Origin of the sequence: Bacillus sp. JNUCC-22 (assembly GCF_018861275.1) — a bacterium.
GTDB classification, from domain to species: Bacteria; Bacillota; Bacilli; order Bacillales; family Bacillaceae; genus Bacillus; species Bacillus velezensis.
Genome location: NZ_CP076408.1, coordinates 1,233,943 through 1,251,556, shown reverse-complemented (window position 1 = coordinate 1,251,556; position 17,614 = coordinate 1,233,943). Strand labels below are relative to the sequence as shown.

Annotated in this window: 22 protein-coding genes; 6 read left to right on the top strand and 16 right to left on the bottom strand. The window is 45.8% G+C overall.

Annotation, left to right across the window (positions count from 1 at the left end; all coding sequences use genetic code 11):
• Nucleotides 1–303 precede the first annotated feature (303 nt).
• The 6 genes from JNUCC22_RS06530 to JNUCC22_RS19695 all read left to right on the top strand — a co-directional run bounded on the left by JNUCC22_RS06530 (nt 304) and on the right by JNUCC22_RS19695 (nt 4,778).
• Nucleotides 304–1,620 (top strand): APC family permease, encoded by a 1,317-nt coding sequence (locus tag JNUCC22_RS06530; protein ID WP_007610842.1) that lies wholly within the window; start codon nt 304–306, stop codon nt 1,618–1,620.
• Nucleotides 1,621–1,905: 285 nt separating this feature from the next.
• Nucleotides 1,906–2,523 carry a DUF47 domain-containing protein gene (locus JNUCC22_RS06525; RefSeq protein WP_003154804.1) on the top strand — a complete coding sequence of 206 codons (618 nt, stop codon included), beginning with the start codon at nt 1,906–1,908 and terminating at the stop codon, nt 2,521–2,523.
• Between the two features lie 12 nt (nt 2,524–2,535).
• Nucleotides 2,536–3,534 (top strand): inorganic phosphate transporter, encoded by a 999-nt coding sequence (locus tag JNUCC22_RS06520; RefSeq protein WP_020955696.1) that lies wholly within the window; start codon nt 2,536–2,538, stop codon nt 3,532–3,534.
• Between the two features lie 104 nt (nt 3,535–3,638).
• Nucleotides 3,639–4,385, top strand: coding sequence for a type II toxin-antitoxin system SpoIISA family toxin (locus JNUCC22_RS06515; RefSeq protein WP_007407256.1), 747 nt, complete (start codon nt 3,639–3,641; stop codon nt 4,383–4,385).
• The gene (locus tag JNUCC22_RS06510) at nt 4,386–4,556 is read left to right on the top strand and encodes a type II toxin-antitoxin system SpoIISB family antitoxin (protein WP_003154807.1); all 171 of its coding nucleotides are present in this window, start codon (nt 4,386–4,388) and stop codon (nt 4,554–4,556) included. It begins immediately after the preceding gene.
• Nucleotides 4,557–4,652: 96 nt separating this feature from the next.
• Nucleotides 4,653–4,778: a hypothetical protein gene (locus JNUCC22_RS19695; RefSeq protein WP_023356844.1), complete on the top strand. Its 126-nt coding sequence runs from the start codon at nt 4,653–4,655 to the stop codon at nt 4,776–4,778.
• 33 nt (nt 4,779–4,811) lie between these two features.
• On the opposite strand, the gene JNUCC22_RS06505 is transcribed toward JNUCC22_RS19695, so the two are convergent.
• From JNUCC22_RS06505 to JNUCC22_RS06430, 16 genes are all read right to left on the bottom strand, one after another.
• Entirely contained in the window at nt 4,812–5,690 is an 879-nt protein-coding gene (locus JNUCC22_RS06505) for an N-acetylmuramoyl-L-alanine amidase (RefSeq protein ID WP_007407257.1), read from the bottom strand.
• Nucleotides 5,691–5,703: 13 nt separating this feature from the next.
• Nucleotides 5,704–5,967 carry a phage holin gene (locus tag JNUCC22_RS06500; protein WP_003154813.1) on the bottom strand — a complete coding sequence of 88 codons (264 nt, stop codon included), beginning with the start codon at nt 5,965–5,967 and terminating at the stop codon, nt 5,704–5,706.
• Nucleotides 5,968–5,980: 13 nt separating this feature from the next.
• On the bottom strand, nt 5,981–6,244 hold the full coding sequence (locus JNUCC22_RS06495) for a hemolysin XhlA family protein (RefSeq protein WP_003154815.1): 264 nt from the start codon (nt 6,242–6,244) through the stop codon (nt 5,981–5,983).
• A 51-nt stretch (nt 6,245–6,295) separates the two neighbouring features.
• Entirely contained in the window at nt 6,296–7,057 is a 762-nt protein-coding gene (locus JNUCC22_RS06490) for a phage portal protein (RefSeq protein WP_160222996.1), read from the bottom strand.
• A 56-nt stretch (nt 7,058–7,113) separates the two neighbouring features.
• Nucleotides 7,114–7,311 carry an XkdX family protein gene (locus JNUCC22_RS06485; protein ID WP_039062951.1) on the bottom strand — a complete coding sequence of 66 codons (198 nt, stop codon included), beginning with the start codon at nt 7,309–7,311 and terminating at the stop codon, nt 7,114–7,116.
• 4 nt (nt 7,312–7,315) lie between these two features.
• Complete coding sequence (locus JNUCC22_RS06480; protein ID WP_039062950.1) at nt 7,316–7,687, bottom strand: XkdW family protein; 372 nt, start codon at nt 7,685–7,687, stop codon at nt 7,316–7,318.
• Between the two features lie 12 nt (nt 7,688–7,699).
• Nucleotides 7,700–9,322, bottom strand: a complete 1,623-nt coding sequence (locus JNUCC22_RS06475; protein WP_061046843.1) for a pyocin knob domain-containing protein — start codon at nt 9,320–9,322, stop codon at nt 7,700–7,702.
• 2 nt (nt 9,323–9,324) lie between these two features.
• Nucleotides 9,325–9,597, bottom strand: a complete 273-nt coding sequence (locus tag JNUCC22_RS06470) for a hypothetical protein (RefSeq protein WP_003154822.1) — start codon at nt 9,595–9,597, stop codon at nt 9,325–9,327.
• Entirely contained in the window at nt 9,594–10,172 is a 579-nt protein-coding gene (locus JNUCC22_RS06465) for a YmfQ family protein (RefSeq protein WP_039062948.1), read from the bottom strand. Before JNUCC22_RS06465 ends, JNUCC22_RS06470 begins: the two co-directional genes overlap by 4 nt.
• On the bottom strand, nt 10,156–11,202 hold the full coding sequence (locus tag JNUCC22_RS06460; RefSeq protein WP_039062947.1) for a baseplate J/gp47 family protein: 1,047 nt from the start codon (nt 11,200–11,202) through the stop codon (nt 10,156–10,158). Before JNUCC22_RS06460 ends, JNUCC22_RS06465 begins: the two co-directional genes overlap by 17 nt.
• Nucleotides 11,195–11,620, bottom strand: coding sequence for a DUF2634 domain-containing protein (locus JNUCC22_RS06455; protein WP_020955689.1), 426 nt, complete (start codon nt 11,618–11,620; stop codon nt 11,195–11,197). Before JNUCC22_RS06455 ends, JNUCC22_RS06460 begins: the two co-directional genes overlap by 8 nt.
• A gap of 103 nt (nt 11,621–11,723) precedes the next feature.
• On the bottom strand, nt 11,724–11,990 hold the full coding sequence (locus tag JNUCC22_RS06450) for a DUF2577 family protein (RefSeq protein WP_007407264.1): 267 nt from the start codon (nt 11,988–11,990) through the stop codon (nt 11,724–11,726).
• Nucleotides 11,990–12,967 (bottom strand): XkdQ/YqbQ family protein, encoded by a 978-nt coding sequence (locus tag JNUCC22_RS06445; RefSeq protein ID WP_061046845.1) that lies wholly within the window; start codon nt 12,965–12,967, stop codon nt 11,990–11,992. Before JNUCC22_RS06445 ends, JNUCC22_RS06450 begins: the two co-directional genes overlap by 1 nt.
• Nucleotides 12,968–12,980: 13 nt before the next feature.
• Nucleotides 12,981–13,640 carry a LysM peptidoglycan-binding domain-containing protein gene (locus tag JNUCC22_RS06440; protein ID WP_061046846.1) on the bottom strand — a complete coding sequence of 220 codons (660 nt, stop codon included), beginning with the start codon at nt 13,638–13,640 and terminating at the stop codon, nt 12,981–12,983.
• On the bottom strand, nt 13,633–17,454 hold the full coding sequence (locus tag JNUCC22_RS06435; RefSeq protein WP_252729730.1) for a transglycosylase SLT domain-containing protein: 3,822 nt from the start codon (nt 17,452–17,454) through the stop codon (nt 13,633–13,635). Before JNUCC22_RS06435 ends, JNUCC22_RS06440 begins: the two co-directional genes overlap by 8 nt.
• Entirely contained in the window at nt 17,442–17,594 is a 153-nt protein-coding gene (locus JNUCC22_RS06430; protein ID WP_216062323.1) for a hypothetical protein, read from the bottom strand. The genes JNUCC22_RS06435 and JNUCC22_RS06430 overlap by 13 nt, the downstream gene beginning before the upstream one ends.
• Nucleotides 17,595–17,614 lie beyond the last annotated feature (20 nt).

Below are 17,614 nucleotides of genomic sequence, written 5' to 3'. Positions count from 1 at the left end.
TTATCTCGATTTCGAGATATTTTATATATACAATTTATGTTATCCGGATCGCAAAGTCAACCCATCTGCTTCACAGACGGTCTGCAGACTGCCGCTCCCCAAATAACGAACCTTCGATATTAAAAAACCATTAATGTTCGTTTTTAAAACGGTATTTTTTCCTTCTCAAAAGCAGAAACCTTTATCTTTTAGGGAAAACAACAAAATCAGAAAATTTATTTTATTTGCGTTTCAGCAATTAGGGTTTACAATATGGAAAATAGTTTTTTCAGCATGACGATTTTACATCTGGAGGGAAAGGATATGCAGATTGAAGAGAACGGACTTAAAAAAGAGATCGGCCTTACCATCGCCCTCTCACTTGTTATCGGCACCATCATCGGTTCCGGCGTATTTATGAAACCAGGCGCCGTGCTTGCCTACTCCGGTGATGCGAAAACTGCGCTTATCGCGTGGCTGTTAGGAGGCATTTTGACGCTTGCCGGCGGCTTGACCGTTGCGGAAATTGGCACTCAGATTCCGAAAACGGGCGGACTTTATACATATCTCGAAGAAGTGTACGGCGAATTTTGGGGCTTTTTGTGCGGATGGGTTCAAATTATCATTTACGGCCCCGCCATTATCGGAGCAATCGGCTTGTATTTCGGCTCTTTGATGGCGCACTTGTTCAATTGGGATTCCGGCTGGTCTAAATTGATCGGGATTTCAGCCGTTTTGTTTTTAAGCATCATTAACATTATCGGAACGAAATATGGCGGCATCGTCCAGGGAATTACGACTGTCGGCAAATTGATTCCGATTATCTGCATGATCGTGTTCGGCCTTTGGAAAGGCGATCAGCATATTTTCACAGCCGTTACAAGCAGCATGTCGGACATGAATTTCGGCGCTGCCATACTGGCCACCTTGTTTGCTTATGACGGCTGGATTCTGCTTGCGGCACTCGGCGGCGAAATGAAAAATCCGGAAAAGCTGCTCCCGAGAGCGATGACGGGCGGACTGCTGGTCGTCACCGCCATTTATCTTTTCATTAACTTTGCGCTGCTGCACATTCTTCCTGCGACCGACATCGTCAAACTCGGTGAAAATGCGACCGGCACCGCTGCCGGAATGCTGTTTGGCGACATCGGAGGAAAATTGATCAGCGTCGGAATCATCGTCAGCATCTTCGGCTGTTTAAACGGAAAGATTCTCGCTTTTCCGCGTGTCTCATTTGCGATGGCGGAACGGAAACAGCTGCCGTTTGCCGGACAGATTTCGCGGGTGCATCCGACGTTCCGCACCCCGTGGATTGCCGTGTCATTTCAGATCGCGCTGGCCATTATTTTTATGATCGCCAGCAATCCCGATAAGCTGTCTGAAATCTCTATTTTCATGATTTATATTTTTTACGTCATGGCCTTTTTCGCCGTGTTTATCCTCAGAAAAAAAAGCGGCGGAAAACCGCGCGCCTACAGCGTGCCTTTGTATCCGATCATTCCTGTTTTGGCCATCGCGGGTTCACTGTTTGTGCTGATCAGCACGATCATTACAGATACACTGAGCTGCGCGCTGTCCCTCTTGATCGGCCTCGCCGGGCTGCCGCTTTATTTTTGGCTGAAAAACGGCAGAAAAAACTGACAAAAACGGTTCCTTTTACGGGAGCCGTTTTTTTTCTGGCAAAATCACGTGCAAAAGTTGACAGCAAATTCACATCTTTTGTTATACTTTTTAAGCAAGATGTCTGAATTCGAAGTATGTTACGTTTTTTTGGCGAAGTGGGTAACATAAGAAAAACAGGATGAGACACGTTTTTACGAAAAAATCAAGAGGCGTTTTTTTCGACTTTATCTGTTTTTTTTCGACAAAAGGCTATATAATAATTTGATGTGTGCATTGTCTCATTCAAACAATGGAGGGTTTTTAATGATAAAAAGAAAAAAAGATAAGTTCTCACTCCTTTTAACAGAAATCGCAAAAAACATAGACGAAACCGCAGAATACTTTGTCAACTTTAAAGTGACGAACCAGACGACTTTAAAGGAATTTGCCGATACGTTAAAAGAGTTTGAAACAAAAGGAGATAATCATGTTCATGTCATGATTAAAGAGCTGAACAAAGCTTTTATCACTCCCATTGAACGTGAAGACATCCTTGAGCTGACAAACAGCCTCGATGACGTGCTTGACGGAATCGAACATTTTTCAGCAATGATGGAGATTTTCTCGATCACTTCTTCCGATGAGCATATCGATAAGTTCAGCGGATACATCAGAGAGTGCGCGAAGGAAATTTTAATCACGATTGAACTGCTTGCAGAAAACCGATTGAAGGACATTCACCCTCACGCCATTAAAATTAAGGAATACGAGCACAGCTGTGATAACCTGCACCGTAAATCATTAAAAAATCTGTTCGGCACAGAAACCGATCCGATTAAAGTGATTCAGTACCGCGAAATTTACGAAACGCTTGAGGAAATTGCCGACTCTTGCCAAAGCGTTGCCAATAACCTTGAAACCATTATTATGAAAAACGCGTAACGAGGGGTTATAATGGATACTCTATTACTTTTAACGATATTAATTGTCATATGCGCTTTGGTATTTGACTTCATTAACGGATTTCACGATACCGCAAACGCAATCGCCACCTCAGTTTCGACAAAAGCGCTGAAGCCGCGGCACGCAATCGTTATGGCCGCCATCATGAACTTTCTCGGAGCGATGACATTTACCGGTGTGGCGAAAACCATTACAAAGGACATTGTGAATCCTTATACATTAGACAACGGGTCAGTTGTCATTCTGGCGGCTCTACTCGCCGCAATCGCCTGGAACTTGATCACATGGTATTTCGGCATTCCGAGCAGCTCTTCACATGCGATTATCGGAGCGATCGCCGGAGCGGCCATTGCAGCGTCAGGTTTTGCAACGCTTAATTATAAAGGGTTCATTAAGATTCTCGAAGCACTTATTTTATCACCGATCATCGCCTTTGTTCTCGGCTTTATCGTATATTCGATCGTGAAGCTGATTTTTAAAGACAGCAATTTGGCGAAAACAAATAAACGTTTCCGCAGAGTGCAGATTTTGACGGCTGCCATTCAGTCCTATACACACGGAACGAACGACGCGCAAAAAGCGATGGGTATCATTACGATGGCGCTTATGACGGCCAATTTACATAAAAGTGATGCCATTCCTTTTTGGGTGCAGCTCTCTTGTGCCCTGGCAATGGGTCTCGGCACATCCATCGGCGGCTGGAAAATCATTAAAACCGTCGGCGGAAAAATTATGAAAATCCGTCCGGTAAACGGCGTATCTGCCGACTTAACCGGCGCAGCCATTATTTTCGGGGCCACGTTTATTCATCTCCCTGTCAGCACGACGCACGTCATTTCGTCTTCCATTCTCGGTGTGGGCGCTTCCCACCGCGTAAAAGGCGTAAACTGGGGAACGGCTAAACGGATGCTCATTACATGGGTCATCACCCTGCCGATTGCAGGTACACTCGGCGCCATCGCCTTTTTCATCCTAGATCTCTTTTTCTGATGACATCCGCTTCTTTACAGAAGCGGTTTTTTTTGTGACAGGAAAATGATGTCATGACATAGAATGAACATAGCAGACCATTTTTCAAATTGTGAGGGATGCTCATGCTTTTGTTTTTTCAGATCATGGTGTGGACGATGGCGGCCGCACTCATTTTATATGTGTACGCATCCTGGCGGTATGAGGCAAAGGTAAAAGAAAAAATGTTTGCCATCCGTAAAACGTGGTATTTACTATTTGTACTGGGCTCCATGGTCTATTGGACATATGATCCCGAATCGCTCTTTGCCGCATGGAGACAATATTTGATTGTTGCCGTCTGCTTTGCCCTTATTGATGCGTTTATCTTTTTGAGCGCGTATATCAAAAAGCTCGCCGGCAATGAATTAGAGACGGATACGCGGGAAATTTTAGAAGAAAATAACGAGATGCTTCACTCCTATCTTGAAAAACTGAAAACCTATCAATATCTGTTGAAAAATGAACCGATCCATGTATATTATGGAAGTACAGAAGCTTATGCGGAAGGCATCAGCAGATTGCTGGCCGCTTATGCCGAAAAAATGAATGTCACGGCTTCCTTGTGCGACTATTCCGCACAATCGGATAAGGACCGCTTGACGGAGCATATGCCTGATGCGGCGGACGTTCAGTCCCGTCTTAACCGTAAAGACGTCTACTATGATCAAAAAGGCAGGCTTGTGCTTATTCCGTTTACAGTCCAGAACCGCCATTACGTGATCAAACTCACGTCGGAAAACCTGTTGACGGAATTCGATTATTTGCTTTTCACATCGCTAACGAGCATTTATGATTTAATGCTGCCAATAGAAGAGGAAGGTGACGGTTAAATGGAGCAGGCATTTCAAAACGGGCAGCCGGAACAAAGAGCGAAACCGTTCAAAATGTTTAAAAAACGTTCAATGACAAGTATCGCAAGTTACCAGGTCAGCCCTCATACCGCCAGAATTTTCAAAGAAAACGAGCGGCTGATTGACAAGTATAAACAAAAAAAAGCTTGATTACACTAAGGACAGGAGACACGGCTCTTGTCCTTATTCCTTTTTTCCTTATCTTTCATATAATAAAACCAACAAAGAGATGCGACAGGTGATGATGTGAAGAAAATTGTCAGGCGCGTAAAGTTTGTGGATTACGGACGCTTCGGGCTTTCCGCTTATTCGCTGAGGATGCGGGCGAGGAATCTCAGGCTATTGAACCGGTTAAAAAAGAAAAAAGGCTGAATCCCGCAATGTGAACGGGACTCAGCTTTTTTGTTAAAGCTGCATCAGAATTTTCGCTTTTACAGCGGGACCGTAGACGCCGTCAGACGTCAGTCCGTTTACAGATTGGAAGCGGGCCACGGCATCTGCGGTTTTCGGACCGTAGATACCGTCAATTCCGTTATTGACAGCTCCTTTTTCAGGATAGAAATAAAGCGCGGCGAGCGCGTTTTGCACCTGGTATACCTTTTCGCCGGACGTGTACGGCTCTGTCAGCTGAATCACCTCGTCCGGAAGAGAATACAGTGCTTCAACCGGCGGGCTGACGATCAGTACTTGTCCGACTTTAATCAGGTTCGGGTCAGCGATGTTATTCCATTTCTGCAGATCGGCCACGCTGACGCCGAATTTCCGCGCGATCGCCGACAGCGTATCTCCTTTTTGGACGGTATACGTCTGTCTTTCCCCAGAACCGATTCCCGCTTTAAACTCATCCCATGTATCCAACAGTCTTCTCGGACAAAGCTTTCCTGACCAATGCTTGTGCGCAACGACATTTGCAAGCGGGATGCCGTGCGAGGTCATTAATGTGCGGATGAGCCATTGGGCGTTTGCCACGGCCTGTGAAAAGTTGCCGTCTGCGTTTTCACAAATTTCAATACCAATGGATTTACGGTTGCCGTCCCCGTTTCCGTCACCGGCATGCCAGCCGTTTTCGTTCAGCGGAAGATGCTGATAAATTTCCGTATCATCGACTGTGAAATGCCAGCTTGTCGGTGTATCGGGATTTTTCACATAGCTTGCGTGACTTTTGGCGTTAGCTCCGACTGCGGTATTGGCTGTATTGTGCACCGTAATGTAAATCGGTGTCATTGCATAGCCTGGACGGTTATTGTTTCCTGCCGGGATAAAATCCTGTGTGATTTTTACCATATTCTCATCTCTCCTATTTCGATAAATTGTTTATTTTTAATAAAGCCTGCTGTTTTTTCCCTTTTGCTGTAACGTAATTGTTTTTAAACCAGGCGGCGGCAGTCGTTATGATTGTAAAAACGGCCGACCCGGCGGCATACAGCGTATCTGCAAGCTGGCTGACCTGGTCCTCCTGAATATTCAGCGGCGATTTGCCGAACATCAGCAAAGTTTGATTCAATAAAGCAAGCAAAAGAAGCACCGTCCTGACGACCGTGCCTTTGTCCGCGAATTTCATATCGGTTTCCCCCTTACTTTTGCAGCAGATTGTACATGATGGCGATGGCTCCGCCAATGACGCCCGTGCAGATTGCTGTCACGATCGCTCCTGTAATGGTCCGCTTAATCCATGTTGTGTTTTCGTCAATTTTGTTCAGTTTTTCATTCAGCGTCATGATTTGCTGATCCTGCCGGTCGGATACCCGCTCTAATGCGGCTACCCGCTGTTCAAGCACCTTTTGTTCACCTTTGATGCCTGCGAATTCTTTTTGCACCGCTTGTTCATCCAGAAGCACTTCCGCTCCCCCCTCTTACATTGTTCTCACCTCCCTTCGGAAGCTTCATTCTTACGAAAATGCCGTGCCTTTGACAGAAAGGCTCCCGCCGGAAATGCTCTGGATTTCCATGACGATTTCCTTAAAGCCGGCAATATCAAATGACCACACTTCTTCTGTGCCTGACGTACCGGCGGCTGATGTCCCGTCATCAGACCTGATTCCTCTGATCGGCACATTTTTTCCCGAGATGGATCTCCCCCAAAACGCGACATGGCCCGACTCAGCCGTGCCGGTGATTTCGACGAGAAGTTTTTTCCAAGCGCCCGCCGAGAAGATGCTTCCCTCGCCCGCCTCTGCTGCATTTTCATGAAAAATCACGTCTGTATATGAAAACGCCATATCACCGCCCGTACCGACAGATTGGTATAAAACAAATTCGGACTGTTTTTGATTTCCGTTTTCAAAACGGAACCGGTAATATCGTTTTGTCAGGAAGACCCACCCCGAAGCGGTCAGCACTCCGCCTTTGACTGCGACAGAATGTGAAGCCGTCCACGAATTGTTATCCTCACTCTCTTCGATAAAAAGAGTTCCGCTGCGGTCCGAATAAGCCCACCCCTGTACTCTGTCTATTAAGACGGCTCCTAAACGGTCTTGTCCGAATTGGCTGTATACTTCAATCGCTTCTAGCGGCGTATTGGTAAGAAGCTCTGCCATTCCGGACAAATCAGCAACAGGTGTGACATAATCGTTTTTGTTACCGCGATAAGCTTTTACGGCGCCGGGTCTGCCAAGTTGATCGGCGGGAAATTCAAATGAATGCTTTTTCATCGGCCGTCCTCCTTTTCTCATTTATTAAAAATGACAAATAAAAAAAGCCGTTTGGCTTATGACACAGCATTTTTGTAATTTTCGTATGTTTCACCCGTTATTTCTTGAAATTCCTCAGGCGTGATATACTTCGCGGCCACACCTTCAGCCAGATCTTCGGCAGAGCAGTCATCATAGCCCATAGCTTGTTTTACCATTTCTATTGAGGCCCACTTATAAAACAAAGCGTAAACCCAAAAGTTAAGTTTTTTCATTTTTTCATTCTCCTTTTACGTTTAATAATTCTAATTTTAAAGACGCTAATTGCCTGCCGAGTGACTGCTGCGCTTGTTCGGCCGCTTTTCTGGCCAATTTCTCATTCGCCAGCTGTCCGCCGAGGCCTGCAAGCTGGTTTGAATGGGGAGCTGTATCTTTTTTTAAGCTGTCTTTATATGCTTCGTCAGCCGTTTCCACCCATTCTTGTTTTTCTTCATCAAAAAACGGACGCCACATGCCTTCGCCGTTTATTTCCGGCGGAAAGTCCGCAGCGTTAGGCGGCATCATATAATCTCCTGTCTCAGAATCCGGATAAAGCTCAATCGGAGTGCCTGTATAAATGTTGTCATTGTCATACGGAAATATTAATTTCATATTCTCGCTCCTTTACGTGAGTGCCAAAACAAGATCAATATAATAGCCGTTCACGTTATTTTCTATATTGGCCATAATTCCCGTCAGCTTCATATCTCCATTAGAATAAATAATAAATTTGCTGTAACCGGTGGTGCCGCTGGCTGCAACCATCGTCACAACGCCTTTGGCCGGCGCACAAGAGGATGGCACACTCCCGAATACCACTTCTCTGTCCGTAAGAACGTGTCCGTTCAGGTGAAGGGTGTTTCCCACTTTGCGGTATTGAAGCGGCCTGTCTCCTGATTTAGCGCCATTTTTATAAGGAACATTTATCCAAGGTACATTCTCAGTATCAAGTTCAGTAACGAGGCGCCGCCAGCCCTGCCAGCCCAAGTTCAAATCCAAATAGTTCGTGAACATATTATTTTTATAATCAACGGCAATGACATACCCAAACGTTCCCTTTCCCTCACTGTCAAGAGAGGTAAAATGAAACATGCCGCGGGTCGAAGCGTTGCTCGGACTGTTTGCCGCTTTGCCGGTTGAATAAAAGGTGCCGAACGCCCTGCCGTTTTTAACGATTTTTTCAAGAAAGTTATCATCATCACCAATTGTAAGAAGATAGCCGCCGTTATCGTTTGTTATTTTCGAAAGCTGTGCGCCGTTCCACATATTTTTATCCGCCTGTGTGACATGGATGTCTTTTTTATTGGCGTGAGCGTCTACTTTTGCTTGAGAGCCGGCATCTGTTTCTCTTTGGCTCCATTCCGACCATACGCCTTTAGTGCTGAAACTTCGGACGTATATGGGATTTCCGGCGGTCACTGTGTCTATAAACATTTGGACAAAAGTCGGTGATGCTCCGCGGGTTCTTTGCATTACAATTAATTGTCCGTATTCCGCAGGCTTATTTTCCGTATGCTGAACTGATATATAGTAGATACCGGACGTTTTTATATTGTCTAAGTTTGTTTCCGTTACCGTTTTAGCATTCCCGTCATTGTCAGTCAGATTGAATAACTGCCCTGCATTCCATTTGTCTTTGTCAGACTTGGTTACATGAAGATCTGTTTTGTCGGCATGCTCATTTACTTTTGCTTGTGCTCCGGCAGCTGTTTCAAATGGCATCCATTCCGTCCAGATGCCGTTTTTCAGCGTTTTTCTCCAAAATCCCCCGTCATCTGAGAAAGCGGCCGCCTCTCCGTTATTCTTTGAAGAATAAAGGTATATACCCTCTGACGGTTTAGGCGGGGTATTTATTCCAGTTGCAGCTGCTGAGAAAGTAAAGGTCTTATTCTGGCTGGCAGCGGTCTGATGAAAATCCTGTCCGTCAGAGATATCAATAAAAGCTGAGCCATTATCTTTTGTCATTTTAGACAATTGCCCGTTATTCCACTTCTGGCGCTCTTCCTTCGTCACATGCCGGTCCAGATCTTGATTGTGCTGATCAAAATCTTTCTTTGCTGCCTGTTGGACATTGTCTACGTTTCCGAGACCGATTTGCGCCTTTGTCGTTTTGTGCGGGTTGTTCATGTCGTTTTTATGGGCCGCCAGATCCGTGTGGGCGTCTTTTATGCCTTTTTCCCAGCGGTTGACGTCATCTTCGTTAATCGGATCGTCTGGAAGCCAGTCTGTTTTTTCTTCGTAAGCCATCGTTACACCACCTCAAAGGTAAATCTTAAATCAAGCGTTCTGTTGTTGCTGAGATCTAAATTTGTTTTTCGTTCTGTGATGACGCTTCCTGTTTCGTCAAGCATCTGCACGGTTTCAATGTGTTTGACGTCTTCTTCCCTGCGTGTGAGAACGGTGACTGCGGCATCTTTTACGGAAATGTCCGCAATCGGAGTTTCTTTTCCGTTTAACAGCACTTTTGTGATCCTGTTTTTCAGATCGGCTGCGGCACGCTGTCTGTAAGCGGCTGATATCATGGTAAGACCACCTCGTTATTGTTGAGTGTGACGGAATAACCGACCTTCAGTTCACTGACTTTTCGGTATCTCCGATTGTTGAGAATGACCCGGTCTTTGATTTCCAGTGTTTCGTTTAATGCGGCTCTCAGTGTATACGCCAAATGAGCGGGTTTGATTTTTTCAAGCGTTTCAATCAGCTCGTTCATGTGCTGCAGGTCATCAAGCCCGATATCGGCATAAAAACGATACTGCCTCGGAAACATCCGAACGTAAGCTGACGGATGTTTTAAAAAACGGTTTAGCGCCTGCTCGATCGCTTGATGTGTGATGGGCGGAATATTCGACATCTTTGAAATCAGCCTGAGCCGTCTCATATCCTCCGTGTCACCTGATTCCCGCGGTATTTTTAATATTTTTTCCCAGCGGTCAAGCCCCCACGTCGCCGTCGTGATAAAGAGCTGATCTGTCAAATCGAAAATATCGTTATTCTGCCGCTCAAACTCAGGAGCTTCCGCCTCAAGCAGTTGTGCCATCTCCTTTAATCGGGTTAAAAACGGCGGGAGGTACGCCGTCATCTCATCGAGTCTGCTCAAGGATTGTCACCTCTTTGAGTTTAGGAATTTCCACGTCACTGAGCACGAGGTTTTCCGCCGCACCGTTCATTTTGATATCGGCGTAGTCACTGACGGATGCCGAGTTATAAACGATGTTGTTTATTTGTGATAAACGGACGGTGTTTTCTTCGAAGGCCATTTTCTTAAATAAATTCAGGACGCCTTTTTCAATCTCCGCTTTCACGTCATCGATCGAGCTGTTCAGCTCAGGCAGCACGGAAGCGGAGATTTCGATTTCCTTCCATACGGCGCTTTCCACCGTTACTGCCGCTCCGATCGGCGCCTGTCCTTCTCCCTGCCCTTCGTCCGGATCAATATAATCCTTTACTTTCTTGATCAGAATATCTGATGCCGGTTCCAAATTCGCATTTGTGATGACAACCTTCACTGTTCCGGCTCCGTTCCAAAGCGGAAAGATTTTCGCCCTGCCGACGCCGTCAACCTCTTCGGCCCATTGTTTATAATGCTGTTTATTTGCGCTGACTGCCTCCCGGCGGACACGGGTAAAATAGCGCGCCCTTAAGCTGTTGTCATCTTCTTCCTCACGGCCGGGAATTAATATATCGCGCACGACTGCTTTCTCAAGCCCGGGTATCGTATCAAGCGGCAGCAGGTTCTGCCCTGAAATGCCGGCATTGCCCGCTTCACCGGCTGTTTCACATTCAAGCGTTCCACCCCCCGTATATTGAAAATACAGGTTATCAACGAAGAAACGGGAGCCTGGCGGAATGGTGATGCCCGCTGTGAATTCTCCGGCTCTGACCGCTTTTGTGGCAGGTGTTCGTTCAATTCCCGCTTCAGCAGCCCGCCTGTCCAGAAATTCTCCCTGAGCCGTATCAGAAAACACGAGCTCCAGCACGGTATCAAGCCAAATATAAGACTTTGCGAGCTCAGCAGCCGCAGGCGCGAGCGCATTGTAAATGACGCTGCCTTCTCTCGTATCAATATCTGCCGTAATGCGCGCCAGCATTCTGTCCATAATGTCGTCAAACGTCTGAGCTTCAAACATCCTCACCCAGCACCTCCTCTATCTCAAGCATGCCCTCATCAGTTTCAACGGTAAAAGAGACGGTGAAGGCATCATCTTTTTTCTCAATCTCAAAATTGGTAACGGCCAAAATACGGTCATCATACAGCAAGGCTTCTTCTATCAGTCTTGGAATCTCCATTTTTTTATAAGCATCCGTCGTGTTCTGATCTGAAAGTACTTCCTGAAGTTCGTTTCCGATATCATGGCTGAAAACCGAATATGAATACCGTTCTGTGTGAAGAGCGATATAGACGAATTGTCTGATTGCGTCCAGTCCGTTTATCAGTTCATTGGTAATCCGGTTGTTTTCAAAATCAATTCGGTAGGTTTGTGAAGTCTCAACAGCCTCACTCGCATCCTCCAAATCTTCAAATTCGATTTCCGGTGTCAGGGCCATTGCACCCGCTCCTTTTTGATTTGATCATGTAAAAAAGCCCTCTTCGGATGATGAAGCGGCTTTAATAGGCTGATATTCTCGTACATCTCCGTCCGGATGACGGTTAAATTTTGTCTAGTACAAAGAAAGACTGTCCTCCTGTTAAAGCGCCGGTCATCACCCGATCTCCCGTCTGAAGCGGATCCTCTCCCCCGGATCTCAGCCGCTTCGGCACAATGAGTGCATCAGACGGAATCAAAAGTTTGTCGTGATCTTTCAGTTTCAGCTCGAGCGGCGAAACGGAGGTCACTTCGGCCGGCATCAGCTCCACCGGCGCTTCGGCGTCAACCGCTCCGACGGCTAAATGTTTAATGGCATCACTTAATCTCATCAGGATGTCCCCTCCGGAAGTGAATTTTTCTCCGTGACGTCAATCGTCATGGTATGTTTTGTTCCTTGGAATTCATGGCGGTCCGTATCTACATAATAGGTTTTCTTCAGCCCGATTTCCGGAATTGAGATATAGACAGGCAATCCGCTTTCCAACCCAGGAATACCGATCGCCTGTATATTTTTCAGCTCTTTCTTAACGCCTTTTTTCTCAGCCTGCTTCACTTTTGCGCGCTGTTTCAGCTGGGCTTCATTAATGTCGTCAGAAACCGTTTCGGTATACTGCAAAACGCCGAATGTTTTCATGCCCGCGCTGTCTGAGACGGCAGCCTTCACGGTTTTATCGTCTTTTTGCAGCCGCATGACGACACGGGTTGCGGTGTCATCAATTGAGGTGCTGTATTGATACCCTGTGATATTAACTCCTGTTTCCAGCACCCATATGTCAGACGGCTCCGGCCATTCACGCAAGCCGAGCCTGCCTTTTTCTGAATAGAGCTGATAATTGCGCCCCGTCTGGCTTTTTGTCTGCTTTAACGCTTTTAGCATCATATCGTAAAGGCTTGTATCATTTTTAAAAACGAGTGATTTAATGGTATGGCCTGTGTTGGCAATGGATGTGACGGGAATTTGAAAATCGCTGGCGATCCTTTTCAATATTTGATCGGCGCGCTTGTTGGAAAACACGTAAACGTCCTGGTTTTTCACAAGGTATTGAAGCATATCGTATGCGGTGAAGGCGACGGTATGCTCATCGGGCGTTCTTGCAAAAACAACGCCGCGGAACAGCTCTTTTCCGTTCCATTTGAACAAAACCGTATCCCCCTCTGATACACCGTAATACGTCTGGCTGCCCTGCTTTACGACAATCGTCGCTTCGATGGAGCGGGGCGCCTGATATCTGTGTCCTTCCAGCGTGACGCTTTCTGTGACAAGCTCGAGCCACTCCGTTTCTTTTATGACAAATAGTTCAATCATCTTTTCACCCGTTTCATTGCGGTATCTTCAGCTTCTGCCCCGGGAAGATCCAATGCCCCGGCTGCCGGATATTCCGTTTGCTGCGCTTAATCATGGCGGTTTTATTCGCGTTCCAGATTTTCCGCCACTCCGTATGGTTTCCGTAAAATTTGCCGGCGATGTCCCAAAGCGTATCCCCTTTTTTGACGGTATATGTTTTGGGTGAGGCTTTGGACGGGCGCTTCGCTTTCGTTTTTTTCTTTTGTTTGATTTTTCTTGGCGAAGCGGTTTTATATTCTTTCAGTACGATATCAAAATTCCGGTCGCCGATTTCATTGTCACCTTCGCTGTAATTAAAGCTTTCAATGCTGCATGTGACATTGATTTTTGTTCCTGTAATCAAAAACTGAACGGGTTTTTTCGCTTTCATCCATGCTTCAATGGCTGAAATGGCTTTTTCCGGCGAAGGGATGCTTTGATATTCGGCAATCGGGCTGTACCGTTTCGGAAAAAAAGAAGAGAACGAAATTTCTTTCGCTCCCGGTTCTTCGATAAACGTCACCTCTCCAAGTCCGGTGACTTTCACGGAATCATTCTGCACGCTGTTTGCGATATCAATCGCTTCAGGAAGAACGGGAAGCCGGAGCTTGTCCTTCCCCAGAGACAGCCAAAATTCGTAAACAGATTTAGTCAAAAGCAACAGCCCCCTTTGCTCCGGTATAAATGTCTTTTTGCAATTCATCAATCAGCGCCTGTTTGATTTTGGCGGCGAGGCTGTCGGCGTCCTGTCCGTTATGGAAATGCTGATCGCCGCTGAATTCGATTTTAATTTCTTTTGTTCCCGTTTTTTGAACGGTTTGTCCGCCGCCTTTAACGGCTGCGGAAACCGTGCCGGCTGAAAGCGCCGCCGGTTCCGTCTGGGACGGATCGGACACTTCCATGCCGAGCGCTTGAGCGGCTTGTTGCAGCAGATAACGGCCGCGGATGCCCCGCTCTTCAGGGATGATCCACTCCCGTTTGTTCCCTTCGCCGACACGGGCGATCTGCTCCTTGGTAATCAGACCCCCATTGGCATAACCGACGTAAGGGCCTCCATGAGCCATACTTTTAATCCCGGGGACATTGCTGATCGAGCCGTATCGGCTTTTAATATAGCCGATAGCGGCAGCGGCGTTGTGAATTGGATTTCTGATATCATTCATGCCCGGCGCTTTGTGATCTTCAAAGGTGCTCGGAATCGTCTGCATAAGCCCCTGTGACGGGTGTCCGGCTTTGGCGTTGCTGTCCCATAGATTAATGGAATTAGGGTTGCCGCCTGACTCATGCTGTGCGATCGCCATTAATCCCGGAAGCCAGCTGATCGGCGTATTGGTTGCTTTCATTGCGGCCAAAAGCCACTCTTTGACGCTTCCTCCCGCTGCACCCATGCCGGAAAAGGCTGCTGCAAGCGAACCTGCCTGTTTTTCGGCGTATTTTTTCACGTCAACTGAGCCAAGCCCTTTGACGACGCCGACTGAAGCAAAGCGCCCGAGACTCATCATGACACGGGAAGGAGAGTGAATATCAAGCTCTTCCCTGAATGCGTCCTCGACTTTTTTGGCCATATCTTTGGCCGCCTGTTTGACTTCGCTTCCTTTTGCAGTCATCCCTGATACGAAGTGTCCGATCAGGCCTGACCCCCAGCCGTTCGCGGAATCTCTTGATTGCACAAACGGTTTATTGATATGTGTGCTTACGTATTGCGACGTTCCCGTATCTTTTGCATTCTGTCCGGCCGAATATCCTCTCACCGTTGCGGCGCCCCATGATGACGATTGATTAACCGCCGATTGATAAGGTGTTTTCACCTTTGTTTTTAAAAATGAATCGGTGCCCGTCGGCGAAGTATTCTGACCTTTGGCATAGCCCGCAACGACTTGCTTTCCGTAACCGGATGAAGACGAAATGAGGGCATTGAACGGCGTTCCGATGTTTTTTTCCTTCCAGCCGTCCATATCCACCGCTTTTTTGCTGATTCCGCTGTCAAAGCCTTCAGTAAACTGTTTGCCGAGTGATGAAGCCGTCCCGCTAAGTCCGGATGCCTCTACAGACGCTGCGGCCGATACAGATGCAGAAGAAGAAACACCGCCCGCTCCCGCCGGAACAGCAGAAGACTGAGCCGAAGCCGCGCCCATATCATCGACAACACGCATGCCGAGCTTAGACGCAGCTTGTGAAAGCAGCATCTTTCCGCGTCCGCGATTGTTGTCAACGGGAATGACAAATTCTTTACCGGCTTCACCGATCCAGGAAATGGTCGGCTTTGTAATGTAGCCGCCCGTGGCATTTTTGTCATAATGAAAGTCATTGTAAGCTTTATTTTTCCCTTTCTGAAAACTTGAAGATACTCCAGAAAACCAGTCTTTCACACCATTCCCAATATTCCCTGCAGTTTCTTTTACCTTACCGCCTATATTTTTAGCAGTGCTAACCACTTTCCCGCCAGCACTTTTAATAGCATCCATTGAATCTCCTAGTATATTTTCGCCCCATTGTTTAACCGAATTCCATTTTTCAGACCACCAATCTTTGCTAAATAAAGTTTCCTTGATTTTACTTTGAAATTTATTCCACAATTCCTGGCTATTTTCCCAAGTATCTTTACCCCAGCTTTGTACGTTTTTCCATTTCCCATTCCACCAATCTTTATTAAAGACCGTTTTCTTTACGTTTGATTGTACGTCATTCCATATAGAAGAGGCTTCTTCCCATTTTTCGGATGTCCAGCCTTTTACTCCTTCCCATTTTCCTTTCCACCAATCACTGTTAAAAAGAGTAGATTCCATAGCACCATATGCATAACCCGCTTTTTCTGCCCACCAATTCGAATTATTAAAAAATGACGTAGATGCAGTACTCTTAATATTGTCCCAAGTATCCCCAAGACCGCCTAATGTATTGCCTGCAGATGTTTTTACTCCGGTCCATTTCTCGTTCCACCAGCTCCCATTAAACAGCGTTTTGGATATATCTTCTTTTAACTTGGAAGTATCAAACATCTTACCAATTGATTTACCAGCTTCTTCACCGCCGTATGCACCTATGGCTCCACCTGCCAAACCGCCTGCAGCTCCGCCTATTACAGTGCCTGCAGGCCCTGCGAAACTGCCGATTGCCGCACCAGCTTCGGCGCCGGCAATACCTCCCGCTTCCATACCGGCAATACGCCCTCCGACTGTGCCAACTTTTTCTCCGACATTATCTTTATTTGTACCTTGAAGATCAAATAAAGATAACAAATTCCCCACATAAGGAATTGCTTTACGGAATTTCCCCAGACCTTTTAGTGCTTTTCCTAATTTGGAGGATTCTTCACCTGCTGAGGTTAAATCACCGAACCATTTTTTCATCTTTGAACCAGCCGTTTTGTTCCCTGAAGATTTCTCCTGACGATTCTTTATAACTTTACTAGGCACTCTAATTGTTCTTGAAGGGGCCTTTCCAGGCGTTTTCCTTGTACCTGGGCCTTTTCTTTTTTTACGGGGATTTTTATTTCTATTTCTTCCCGGCACGCTGCTTCCTCCGCAATCGCAACAGCACCCTCCTGTATTACGGTTTTTAATTTTGCTTTCTGTTTCCTCTTTGCCTTCAGAATCTTTCTTTTTTTGAGGACCAAGGATTTTGTCAATGATTTTATCAAAAACGTCATCCTTCAGCTTTTCCATCAGCCTTTCCTTAAATCGATCCACAAACGCCTTTCCGATTTCTTTAAGTGTATCTTTTATCCAAGGCCATGCTGATTTTGTCCACCAGTCTTTAAGCCAGCCTTTTATTTTACCAGCCCATCCAGGCTTTTTGTCAGACTCATTTTCTGAAGGTTTTTTGGAATTCTCACTTTCACCTTTTTTAGGCTTATCTTCCTTATATTCAAGAGGACTTCCTTGGTTCTTGACTTTGTCAGTAACCTTATCCTTTACTTCCAGTTTGACATAGTAGGTCTTTTCAAATTGCCTGAGAACAGATGTTAACCGATTGACGGTTTTTGTGATCTCGTCAATCACTTTTAATTTTACAATGTAGCCCTTTTTTAGATTCCGCTTAATATAGCCTATTATTTTTTTGACTTTCAATGTAATTTGATCATCAGCTGTTAGAAGAAAGGAAAATGCATGATTTGATAACATTTTTTTCAGTTTTTTATAAACAGGTGTCACATGTTCGGTTAAAGAAACAGAAATATTCATTTTTTTGGGGAGAAGCTTCATTTTTTTTTCTAAAGCTTCCAGTCTGCCGGTAGCTTGGTCAACAATAGCCACTTTAATCTGAAGGGATTTTGCGAATTTCAGAATAATATAATCATTGATTTTTCTCAGTTTGTAGAAAACTTGATCTTCAGCTCTAATACTGATTTTAATCTGTCGATTAATTGTCTTCGCTTTTTTCTCAACCTCTTTAAAGCCTTTATGTATCCTTTTCAGTTTTTTGGATACCTTGTCCTCTAAATCAAAACGTGCAGTCAGCTTTGCCAATTTATGCCCCCCCCTTTCTTCGATTCTTTTTCAAGCAGCTCCAGTTTATAATTGATCAGCCCGTATAAGAGAGCCTTAAAAGGTTTCTCCGCCTCATATAATTCTAAAATCTGGGACGGTGAATAATGAAGCTCGTGCATCGCGTAATAAAGATACACGG